This window comes from Rheinheimera sp. 4Y26, from assembly GCF_025245835.1.
GTDB lineage: Bacteria > Pseudomonadota > Gammaproteobacteria > Enterobacterales > Alteromonadaceae > Pararheinheimera.
In genome coordinates this window covers 15,151-25,617 of sequence record NZ_JAOBWS010000018.1, presented here as the reverse complement: position 1 = coordinate 25,617, position 10,467 = coordinate 15,151, and the positions used below count along the sequence as shown (strand labels likewise).

Genomic DNA, 10,467 nt, shown 5'->3' with positions numbered 1-10,467 from the left:
CAGATTGTGCCCAAAAACAGGCGGCATCCAAAAATAGCGGGTGCCGCAAAACAGGCGGTGCCTAAAAACAAATGGTGCCCCGGAAACAGGTTGTAGTAGATGAAAAAATCGATGTTGTGGCTGCTGGGTTTGCTGGCCTATCTGCTGTTTATGCTGGTGCTGACACCGGCCAGTCTGTGGTTAAAACTGCTGACTTTACCGGCCGATCTGCAGTTAGGCCCGGTAACAGGTACTTTATGGCAAGGCCAGATAGCCGGTGTACAAAAATCGCCCTTTTACCTGCCGCAGCTGAGCTGGCAGCTGCAGCCGTCTTTGTTATGGCGCGGCAAGCTTGGCCTGAAGCTGCAGGGCGGTAACCTGCGTGACAGCAGTCTGCCTTATCTGGCGGTACAGGCCGAGCTCGGCTTTGGCAAGGTGCTGCTGCAACAATCCACCATCCGGCTGCCGGTAGCGCCCATCATGTCGCAATTACAGTTGCCAATGCCGGTTGATGCCAGCGGTAACATAGTACTGAATTTACAAAAGTTTGAATTAGGAAAGCCTTATTGCACCGAGCTTGGCGGCACCGCCAGCTGGCAACAGGCCAAATTTAAAGCCCCCACCGGCTGGATCGACTTACAAGCCATCGACAGCACACTAAGCTGCGACAACGGCAACCTGAGTTTAACCACCAAAGCCGACAACCCACTGGGATTAATGGTAAAAGCCGATGTATTACAGGGCAGCTACCAAATAGCCGGCACGTTAAAACCAGCAGCCTCAATGCCGAAAGAAGTACACCAGGCCATGCAGTTTGTCGGCCAACCCGACGCCGAAGGCCGTTTCCCATTAAAGCTGCAAGGCCGGATAGGGAAGTAGGTTTTTTGGCTGGCGCTGCCGGAGAATGGCAGCGCTGCAGCTTTGTTGCTTGTAGTTGGTGTGGCGCTGGTCGGTTGTCGTGGCAGCGGTTAAGTCGGTTTTGCAGGCATCACTTTCGGCAATGACTAAAATTCTCTTGTTCTGCCGTTCTGCCTGCTGAAGTTGGCAGTTGAAGTTTATTGGCACAACTCAGGTTAAACCGGCAGGGCACGAACCACCACCGGCAACTACTCCGTTCGCGCCTCCCGCGCTCACTCTTGAATACTCACTTTGCAGTTCCCGGCGTTGGTTTGGGGGTAGTGTTTGTTTTGAGCGAATTGCAGAAATAATGCCAGTCAAAACACGAGCAACTTGTTGCGAGTAGAGGTCGCTTCGCAAGGTGCCCCTAACCTGCAAGTTTTTGATAACGCTTGTTATATCAAATCTAGTTTAAGTACAGCCAGTTTGAGATCAGGCCAAATAGTTTCGGCGGGTATACATTGGCATTTATTTCGATTTGCTCTGAGTTCGTCTACAAAGTCAACTGCAAAATTAAAATCGCTGAAACTGAACTCTATAAGACATGTCTTTTCACGGCACTGTATTGTATTGATTGAATAGTTGCCTTGTTTGAAATATTCTGAAAATATGTTCCTTGCAGTCACCTCTGCCCTATAAGACCAATCTCCATACCCTTTCAAATTATTTAGTTGCTCTAAAAGAGCGCCATGCACATGAAGTGGTTCATGCATAGTTAAATCTCTATATTTCTTTGTTATTATCACAAATTCAATATTTTCATTGATTTTGTTTGCGATATAGGCATTGTTGCCATCGACAATTACGTTATCTTCTGAATCTTTGTATTTATCCAAGAGGTGTTTATATTTCTCAGAATTCTTGTCTAAATACGGAGACCAACTACCAATTAACTCATCTAAATTATTTTCATTTTTGGAATTGTTGAGATCTGCCAAATCAATGCTATCCCCTTGGTGGTAAACTATATTTGTAGTTTTTTTGTTTTTATGGGAATCATTTTTATCTAAGGCTGTATTGTTATGGTCTATTTCCTCATGATTTGAGGATTTTGTAAGCTCGGTATCTTTCGACGAAATTGTAGGTGTGTAATATGCAAAAAATAAATAAACAACGACAAGGAGCAAAACAGTAGGAGATAACTTATTAATAACGTTCATACTTAATTGAAAATCCTTTTAATGTATTCCAAAGAAAAAACACCCGCAAGACACCAATGAAACAGCCTTCATTTACTAATTTCATTCGCGCATATAGGGTCACGCATATAGGGTCAGGTCTTGCGTTTTGCCTAGTTTTAAATAATTTCAGGTAAAACGCCAGACTTTGAGTACCAAATAGCAATTTGGCTCAAAGGCAAAAAACAAGACCTGACCCTATTGGTTCTGCAAAATTTCAGTTTTGCCAACCAAAGGCATCGGCACCAAAAACCAATTCCCTCAGCCAGCGCTTTTCCCCCCCGTTTAGTGAGCCGTTGTTTTGGCCGGTTTTGAGGTTTTAAGACGCCAACTGTTTGAGACGGCTGACGGTAGCAGCCGTCGAGTTTTGGCGGCGCCTCAAACTTTTGATTTTTAGCGGGCTTTCGAAGACTCACCGGGGTGATTTCTTTGTGTCCCTTTCTTTGTCAGCAAAGAAAGGGACTCGCCCGCCGGGGCGAAACCCGGCATAACACCCTCAGCTGCAAGCTGAAAACCACAACGCGCCATGCCGCAGGCATCAACCAAAAAAACAACGTCAAACAGCAAACAAACCAGATAACTGTCACCTATGTGATTAAACAAAAACGCCACCTATCAGTGTGAGTAGCCCGCCCCTCGGCAAAGCCCCATCAGCTGCAAGCTGAAATCCAAAGCCCCAAAAGCACTATTGCTTAAAAAATAAACTTGATCTTTGAAACCCCCATCACTATGCTCAACAGCATACCTTGCAATACAAGGTATAGTTCAATACATAGCAAGCCAGCCCCCTGGCCACATAAGGTGACAGATGAACCCGAACGACGCTCTGATGGAAAAATGGGAAGTGCAGCTGCGCAAAGGCACGCTGGAACTGGCCATTCTGGCGGCTTTACAACAGCGCACTTTATATGGGCTGGAACTGCTGAAGTTACTGCAAAGCCTGCCGTCGACCACCATCACTGAAGGTACTTTGTATCCGCTGCTGGACAGATTAAAACGTGACGAACTGGTGGACGCGCAGTGGGTGCAGGAAGGAGACAGCCGGCCGCGTAAGTATTACCAGCTGACGGCAACAGGCGCTCAAAAGCTCACCGAACTGACCCGGCTCTGGCGCCAGTCGGTCACCGATATTGAATTTCTGCTGGCCAATCCGGGCCCGCAAGCCTTACCTATGACAGGAGTCTGATATGCAGCAGGCAGAATTAACCAACAACGACATTATTCATCGTTACCTGAATGACTTACGCCGTTATCTGGCACGTCTGGCACCCCATGAAACACAGGAAGTGATCCGCGAAATTGAAAGCCATTTGTTTGATGTGATGGAGCAGCAGGAAGCGGCTGGCAATAAAGCCGACGCTGCGGCCATTTTGCATGGTTTTGGTGAACCGCGGCAGCTGGCGGCGCAATATATTGCCCATATTGAAGAAGGTGCACCGCCGCCAAAGGGTTTTAAAGCCATTCAAACGATGAAAAAAAGCGTGACCGCAACCCTGTATTTTGCCATGGCGGTGTTTGGTTTTAGCGCGGCTTTATGTTTGCTGTTTGTCGCAGGGGCTAAATTCCTGCTGCCGGAGTCGGTGGGGGTTTGGTCTACCCCACATGGCAACAGCATAGTGGTGGGTTTTGTGTCGGTGCCGCCGACAGCAATGCCAGAGGTGATGGGCTGGTGGATAGTGCCGGTAGCAGCAGTGCTGGCTTTGGCTGTGGCGCTGCTGACCCGCAAAGTACTGAGTGTGTTAAAGCAGCATATGTAAGTGGGTATCAAAAAAGCCTGCACCATCAAGGCTGCAGGCTTTTGTTGGGCTTTAGTAACAACAACGCCGGCAAGTGCGGGTTATTCGCTGGTCTGAGCCTATTTAGGCCAACCGGTTGGCTAACAAAATTTCATCCAGCAAGACGGTATAGTCGGTAATAGCCGGGAATTCGGTAATACTGCGTACCGGCAGCTGACTGTCGGGGTTGGCTACGGCCAGCAAATGGCCAATGCCAAATTCTTTGGCGGCATGCAAAATGGGCAGGCTGTCATCCACAAACAAAGTGCGTTTGGGGTCAAAACCCAAACGGGCCTGCAGTTTATGCCACAGTGCCTGGCTTTCTTTGGTCACGCCAAATTCGTGGGTCGAAATCAGCTCGCTGATATAGTTGCTCAGTTCAGTGCGCTCAATTTTCAGCGACAAACTGCCCGGGTGGGCATTGGTCACCAGCACAATTTGCCGGCCGCTTTTTTTCAGCGCCGTTAAAAAGTCCGGCACGTCAGAGCGCATGGCAATTTTGTGCATCACTTCACGTTTTAATTCGGTAATGGGCAGTTGCAGCCTTTTGCCCCAGTAATCCAGGCAATACCATTCCAGCTTGCCTTGCAGCACGTCATATTCGGCTTTCAGTTGGGCTTTGGCCTCTTCAGTGCTGATGCCGCTGATTTCACTCCAGCGTTTGGGCAAATGTTCCAGCCAGAAATAATTGTCAAAATGTAAGTCCAGCAGGGTGCCGTCCATATCCAGTAACACAGTGTCGATATTCGCCCAGTCCAGCATAGGTTTTTCCATCTGTTCGATTTATAGTAGAGCGCAGAACAGGCATTGTAGCAGAGGCAGTGGTATGGCTGAACGTCAGGACGACAAACAAAAACCGCAAATTCTCAGTCAGGAAATCGTGGCGCAAAGCCGCTTGTTTAAAATTGAACAAATCCAGCTGCAATTTAGCAATGGTGAACAGCGGTTATTTGAGCGCATGCGTGGTTCCGGTCGTGGCGCCGTCATGGTGGTGGCTTGCCCTGATGCGGAACATTTTTATCTGATCCGCGAATACAGTGCCGGCACCCACGATTATCAGCTGGGCTTTCCCAAAGGTTTGGTTGACCCGGGGGAAGAAGTGCTGGACGCCGCCAACCGCGAGCTGAAAGAAGAAGCAGGTTTTGGTGCTAGTACTTTAGTACCACTAAAAAGTGTGGCGCTGGCTCCGGGATATTTTAATGCTACAATGCAGATAGTTCTTGCCACCGGCCTTTACCCGCAAAGCCTGCCAGGCGACGAGCCTGAGCCGCTGGAACTGGTGAAATGGCGCTGGCAGGACTTCGACGAGTTATTACTACAAGCCGATTTTACCGAAGCCCGCAGTATTGCGGCCTTGTTTCTGGCGAAAAAGTATCTGGAAAGTCATCAGGATGTTTTTAAGTAAACTGTTAGAACCGGTCAAAGCAGCCGCTGCTGAAGCCGGCGCTGTGCTCTGGCAGATGTACCAAAGTGGTGACTACGAGCATAACGCCAAAGACGACAACAGCCCTGTGACCAGTGCAGATTATGCCGCCAACCAGATCATCATCGACCGGCTCAGCAGCCTGACGCCGGACATTCCTATTATTTCTGAAGAAAGCAATTTAGTGCCGCTGGCGCAGCGTCAGCACTGGCCGCGTTATTGGTTGATTGACCCAATGGACGGTACCCAGGAGTTTGTTGCCAGAAGCGGCGATTTTGCCGTCAGCATTGCGTTGGTGGAACACGGCTGGCCTGCACTTGGGGTGATTTATTGGCCAAAAGAGCAAATTTGTTATTACGCCACCCGCGGCCACGGCGCTTTTAAACAACAGCGCAATTTAATTAACCATATTAAAGTGCGCCAGCATCATGCCGGTTTGCCGCTGCGTATTGCCGTCAGCCGGCGCCAGCCGCTGGAACGGATCCATGCTTTGCTGGCAACGGGTCAGGATGTGGAATTTGTGCCGCTTGGCAGCTGCAGTTTAAAAAGCTGCTTAGTGGCAGAAGGCGGCGCCGACTGTTATTTACGCCTTGGGCCTACCGGCGAATGGGACACTGGTGCTGTGCATATTATTGTGGAAGAAGCCGGCGGTAAAATTCTCGACAGCCAGTTTTATCCGCTGAGTTATAACCAGCGTGAAACCCTGGCCAATCCGGATTTTATGGTGATAGGCCAGTCCAGTGTTGGCTGGCCACAACTGATCACCGCCCATCATTCCGGCCGCGAGTTGCCGCAGCTTTAACAGCGAGGCTCAGCTTTGGCCGGCGGCCAGCAGCTGGCGATAATCCCGCTCTGTTACTAAGTCTACCGACTCTTCCTGCTCTGAATACACAATTAACACCTTGCCCTGCTGGATTTGCGTCAGCACCATGGCTACTTTGTCGGCCAGGCTGGTTTCGAAGTCGCCATAGTCGGTGCCTTCGCGCAGTACAAAAGCTTCCACCAGCGCCTGTAAAGTGTCGGGGTTCAGTTGTTGATAAGGGATCAGCATCTGATAAAAGTCCTTAAGCTAAATGTTGTTGGAAAAACGCCGGTATCACCTGATCCAGCCAATAACGTGGTTGCCCTGGTATACCGCCACTGACAAAACCAACATGGCCGCCATATTCGCTGAGCAGTAGCTGGCTATAAGGGCTCAGCTCGTCAGCTGCCGGTATGGCTTCAGCAGCCAAAAATGGATCATCTTTGGCGTGGATCAGCAGATGGGGCCGTTCAATAGCACGTAAATAAGCCTTGGCGCTGCAGCGGCGGTAATAATCTTCGGCGTCGGCAAAACCATGTAAAGGCGCGGTAAGCCGCTGGTCAAATTCGCGGATGCTTTGCAGGCGCGCAATGTCGTCCGCTTTGATGGCGAGCGGGAAGTCGGCATGACGATTCAGTTTGCGCTGCATAGTGGCTTTGAGCCGGTTTAATAAATAACGCTGGTACACTTTGCTAAAACCTCGGTTGATGCGATCGGCGCTGGCGGATAACTGCAGCGGTGCCGACACTGCCGCAGCAGCAAACAGCGGGCAGTGCTGCGCAGTTTCACCACAATATTTCATCAGTACATTGCCCCCCAGCGAAAAACCAACAGCGGCCAGCGGCACACCCGGATAACGCGCCTTTAACGTATGCAGCACAAAACTTAAATCTTCGGTGTCGCCCGAATGATAAGCGCGTGGCAGTTTATTGGCCTGGCCATGGCAACCGCGAAAATGCATTAACACAGCGGCAAAACCCTGTTGCTGCAAACTGTTTAGCATACCGCGCACATAATGGCTGTGAATATTGCCTTCCAGACCATGCAGTATCAGCACCAGCGCCTTTGCTTCTGCCGGCGGCGTTTGGCCAAAACATAACATCAGCTCATCGCCGTCCGGCAGCTGCAACAACTCGGCTTGGTGCGGCAGTGATTTTTTTGGCGCCAGATATTTAGCCAGGATGGTTTGCAGATGGCAGTTTTTCAGCCACCAGGCTGGTTTAAATTCAGGTAAATCAGCAGTTTGCTCTGGTTTTTGCCGTGCTTGCAATTTAGAAGTTCCTCATTAACAATGCTTTTTACTACTGGTCTAATCAGAGCCGGCTTGCCTTTATCAGCAGGCGGAGTGTACCGCAGATGCAAAGACGACAGTTTATCATGCTTGGCCTGGCCGCTGGCGCAACGTTAGCCACAGGGTTAACGCTTTATCCAATGTTCAGCGAGGCTGACAAAACCCAACAGCAGCAAGACGCCAGTCTGGTACTGGATGCTTTGTTACCTGCTATTTTGCTTGGTGCTTTGCCAAAAGGCGAAGCTGAGCATCAAGAAGCACTGCAAAATACCCGTCAGGCGGTGCTGGACTATTTACCCTTTTTACCAAAACGCCAGCAGGCGGAATTACAGCAGCTGTTTTTTTTATTGTCGCAGCAGCTGACCCGGCTGGCGCTGACCGGCCATCTGCTGGCACTTGGCGAGTTGTCGCTGGAGCAGCGGCTGCAGCTACTCAGCAGTTGGCGCGACAGTTACCTCACCTTGTTACAACAAGCTTATAACGGCCTGCGCGAATTATTGCTGGCGGCTTATTATGGCCAGCCGGCGCATTGGCAGGCACTTGCTTATACTGCGCCGGAGTTTCGCGCTTATGAATGATCCAATCAAAGCGGGCCTGGCCAAAGGTTGGCGCCATATTGATGCGGCAACTTTAACTGAAGATCAGCAGTTTGAAGCGGACGTGGTGATTATTGGCACCGGCGCCGGTGGTGGTATGACGGCCGAAATTCTGACCCAGGCCGGTTTATCGGTGATTATGCTGGAGCAGGGTGCACTGTGGAGTAGCAGTGATTTTCGCCAGCAGGAACGCTGGGCTTATCCGCATTTATATCAGGATGGTGCGGGCCGTAAAACCAAAGATCAGGCCATTGCCATTTTGCAGGGCCGCACTGTGGGCGGCTCTACCACTGTGAACTGGACCACTTCTATCCGCACGCCCAAACCCACGCTGGATTATTGGCAAGCTGAGTTTGGCCTGGATTTTAGTGGTGAACAAAGCCTGGCCCCTTATTTTGCCAAAGCAGCCGGCCGGCTGCATATCTCAGAGTGGCAGGTACCGCCAAACCCCAATAACGCAGCGTTAAAACGCGGCTGCGAAAACCTGGGCTGGCAATACACAGTCATTGAGCGCAATGTGCATGGCTGCGCCAATTTGGGTTACTGCGGTATGGGTTGCCCGCTCAATGCCAAACAGTCGATGCTGGTGACCACTATTCCGGCGGCGCTTGAAGCGGGCGCTTTGTTAGTCAGCCGGGTGTCGGCCCGGAAGTTTCAGTGGCGGGGTGATCAAATTCTGCAGCTGGATGCTGTGCCTGTTGATCAGCATTACCAGCCGCTTTCTTCAGTGAAACTGCGGTTTAAAGCGCGGCATTATGTGCTGGCGGGCGGGGCCATTAACTCACCGGCTTTGTTGTTGCGCTCTAAGGTGCCGAACCCGTCCGGGCGGCTTGGTAAACATACCTATTTGCACCCTAGTGTGATTTCCGGTGCTTTGTTTCGCGATGCGGTGTCTGGCCATGCCGGTGCGCCGCAGTCGATTTATTCCGACCAGTTTGTCTGGCCCAAAGGTGATGAAGCCGGTTTTAAACTGGAAGTGCCGCCGGTGCATCCGGTACTGATGGCGTCCAAACTGACCGGTATGGCCGAGCTGCATGCCGGCATGATGCAGAAATTTAATCATTTGCAGGTGATGATTGCGCTGCTGCGTGATGGTTTTCACCCTGATGCTCAGGGTGGCGAGGTGCAGCTGGATGCCCATGGCGAGCCGGTGCTGGATTATCCGCTGACCGATTATTTATGGCGGGGTATGCAACAGGCTTATCTGGCGATGGCCGAGTTACAATTTGCCGCCGGTGCCGAGGCGGTAATGCCGGTGCATCAGGACGCCATGCTTTACAGCAGCTGGCAGCAGGCCAAAACCGCTATTGCCGGTTTACCGCTGAAAACCTACCGCGCGGCGCTGGCGTCGGCTCATGTGATGGGCGGTTGTAATATGAGTGGCGATGCGGCTAAAGGGGTGGTGGATGCCAATGGCAGCCATTATCAGCTGCAAAATTTATCGGTGATTGATGGCTCAGTACTGCCAAGCAGTCTGGGGGCCAATCCACAATTAACCTTATATGCACTGGCCTGGCGTAACGCCGATTTATTAGCAGCGCGGCTGCGTGGTTGATGAGAGAAAGAAGCTGCGGGCAGCGGTAAAATTATTGTTTCAGCAGCCAGGCACTAATGGCCCACCACAAATAAAAAATACAAATAAAAAAGCCGGTAGCCTAAGGCTTCCGGCGGTTATACCAAAACGGTATCAGCAGGCACTTACACAGCAAGTGGGTTGTTACCTTCTGGCGGTTTACCCGGCAGCAACCCATACAGGAACAATGGACAGGAACAATAAACAAAAAACGTTGTTAGTTTTTTACGTCGTCATGACCAATTTTGTAGAAGAAATACACGGCGTAAAACAGGCAGAGGCCAATCACAATTGCCAGGCCAGTAAAAGAAATAAAAATTACCGGATCATTTAAAAATTCTTGCCACAGGTTCATGGTGTCGCCTCCATCTGGTTGATAAAGGCAGTGTAGGTTGGTGCGGGCGGCCCGATCCTGACTTAGATCAAGCTTTTGGGTGTCGGAAAAGCCAGCTGCATTGCCTGTTGATCCAGATCAAGGATCTGCGCCTGCAGCTCGTCCGTGAGTACCACATCAAGCAGCTGCAGATACAAGGTTAATAAACTGACCTTGTTGGTTGCCGGCAGAACCTTGCTCAGGCGGCATTGTGGCAATGTGGCTATCAGCTGTTGCTGCTCCAGCTGTTCGGCAGAAAGTTCAGCCTTCAGTAGCGCCTGTTTCATCTGTTCTGCCGCTTTGGCATTCAGGCCGGCTGGTAAGGACCGGCGAAGTTGTCTAAGTGCCAGCGTAAACTGCTGTTCTGCATTCAGACTTTGTTGCAGCAGCCTGATATCGCCGGGCTCACACTGCAGCTGCTGTTTTTGCAGATACAACAACAGCAGCAGCAGGTTCACATTGGCACCATAACTGTCTTGCCACTGCAGACAGAGCGGTTGGATGCCGGGGTACAGTGCCAGACTAAATTGCCAGAACAACTCCGCATCCGGCAACGTTTTGTGATTAACCGCCATTTTTA

Annotated in this window: 14 protein-coding genes; 7 read left to right on the top strand and 7 right to left on the bottom strand. The window is 50.7% G+C overall.

Features of this window, described 5'->3' with window-relative positions:
* Window positions 1-99 precede the first annotated feature (99 nt).
* A complete protein-coding gene (locus tag N3Z11_RS16970) occupies window positions 100-858 on the top strand; it encodes a type II secretion system protein N (RefSeq protein WP_260658391.1) in 759 nt (252 codons plus the stop codon).
* Window positions 859-1,271: 413 nt separating this feature from the next.
* On the opposite strand, the gene N3Z11_RS16965 is transcribed toward N3Z11_RS16970, so the two are convergent.
* On the bottom strand, window positions 1,272-2,036 hold the full coding sequence (locus tag N3Z11_RS16965) for a hypothetical protein (protein WP_260658390.1): 765 nt from the start codon (window positions 2,034-2,036) through the stop codon (window positions 1,272-1,274).
* Between the two features lie 411 nt (window positions 2,037-2,447).
* Window positions 2,448-2,657, bottom strand: coding sequence for a hypothetical protein (locus tag N3Z11_RS16960; RefSeq protein ID WP_260658389.1), 210 nt, complete (start codon window positions 2,655-2,657; stop codon window positions 2,448-2,450).
* Between the two features lie 205 nt (window positions 2,658-2,862).
* Between N3Z11_RS16960 and N3Z11_RS16955 the strand changes: the two genes are divergently transcribed.
* Window positions 2,863-3,240, top strand: coding sequence for a PadR family transcriptional regulator (locus N3Z11_RS16955; RefSeq protein WP_260658388.1), 378 nt, complete (start codon window positions 2,863-2,865; stop codon window positions 3,238-3,240).
* A gap of 1 nt (window position 3,241) precedes the next feature.
* Window positions 3,242-3,811, top strand: coding sequence for an HAAS signaling domain-containing protein (locus N3Z11_RS16950; protein ID WP_260658387.1), 570 nt, complete (start codon window positions 3,242-3,244; stop codon window positions 3,809-3,811).
* 102 nt (window positions 3,812-3,913) lie between these two features.
* Here the strand turns inward: N3Z11_RS16950 and yrfG are convergent, their stop codons facing one another.
* On the bottom strand, window positions 3,914-4,591 hold the full coding sequence (yrfG, locus tag N3Z11_RS16945; RefSeq protein WP_260658386.1) for a GMP/IMP nucleotidase: 678 nt from the start codon (window positions 4,589-4,591) through the stop codon (window positions 3,914-3,916).
* Window positions 4,592-4,655: 64 nt separating this feature from the next.
* Between yrfG and nudE the strand changes: the two genes are divergently transcribed.
* Together nudE and cysQ are read left to right on the top strand one after the other, a co-directional pair.
* On the top strand, window positions 4,656-5,234 hold the full coding sequence (gene nudE / locus N3Z11_RS16940; RefSeq protein ID WP_260658385.1) for an ADP compounds hydrolase NudE: 579 nt from the start codon (window positions 4,656-4,658) through the stop codon (window positions 5,232-5,234).
* Window positions 5,221-6,054: a 3'(2'),5'-bisphosphate nucleotidase CysQ gene (gene cysQ, locus N3Z11_RS16935; protein ID WP_260658384.1), complete on the top strand. Its 834-nt coding sequence runs from the start codon at window positions 5,221-5,223 to the stop codon at window positions 6,052-6,054. The genes nudE and cysQ overlap by 14 nt, the downstream gene beginning before the upstream one ends.
* A gap of 9 nt (window positions 6,055-6,063) precedes the next feature.
* On the opposite strand, the gene N3Z11_RS16930 is transcribed toward cysQ, so the two are convergent.
* Together N3Z11_RS16930 and N3Z11_RS16925 are read right to left on the bottom strand one after the other, a co-directional pair.
* A complete protein-coding gene (locus N3Z11_RS16930) occupies window positions 6,064-6,303 on the bottom strand; it encodes a YheU family protein (RefSeq protein ID WP_260658383.1) in 240 nt (79 codons plus the stop codon).
* A 13-nt stretch (window positions 6,304-6,316) separates the two neighbouring features.
* Window positions 6,317-7,324, bottom strand: coding sequence for a hydrolase (locus N3Z11_RS16925; protein ID WP_260658382.1), 1,008 nt, complete (start codon window positions 7,322-7,324; stop codon window positions 6,317-6,319).
* Between the two features lie 86 nt (window positions 7,325-7,410).
* Between N3Z11_RS16925 and N3Z11_RS16920 the strand changes: the two genes are divergently transcribed.
* On the top strand, window positions 7,411-7,923 hold the full coding sequence (locus tag N3Z11_RS16920) for a hypothetical protein (RefSeq protein WP_260658381.1): 513 nt from the start codon (window positions 7,411-7,413) through the stop codon (window positions 7,921-7,923).
* Window positions 7,916-9,496 (top strand): GMC family oxidoreductase, encoded by a 1,581-nt coding sequence (locus N3Z11_RS16915; RefSeq protein WP_260658380.1) that lies wholly within the window; start codon window positions 7,916-7,918, stop codon window positions 9,494-9,496. Before N3Z11_RS16920 ends, N3Z11_RS16915 begins: the two co-directional genes overlap by 8 nt.
* 235 nt (window positions 9,497-9,731) lie before the next feature.
* Here N3Z11_RS16915 and N3Z11_RS16910 read toward each other — a convergent pair whose 3' ends face one another.
* Both N3Z11_RS16910 and N3Z11_RS16905 read right to left on the bottom strand, forming a co-directional pair.
* A complete protein-coding gene (locus N3Z11_RS16910; RefSeq protein WP_260658379.1) occupies window positions 9,732-9,869 on the bottom strand; it encodes a DUF3149 domain-containing protein in 138 nt (45 codons plus the stop codon).
* Between the two features lie 62 nt (window positions 9,870-9,931).
* Window positions 9,932-10,462 (bottom strand): TIGR02444 family protein, encoded by a 531-nt coding sequence (locus tag N3Z11_RS16905; RefSeq protein WP_260658378.1) that lies wholly within the window; start codon window positions 10,460-10,462, stop codon window positions 9,932-9,934.
* Window positions 10,463-10,467: the final 5 nt, after the last annotated feature.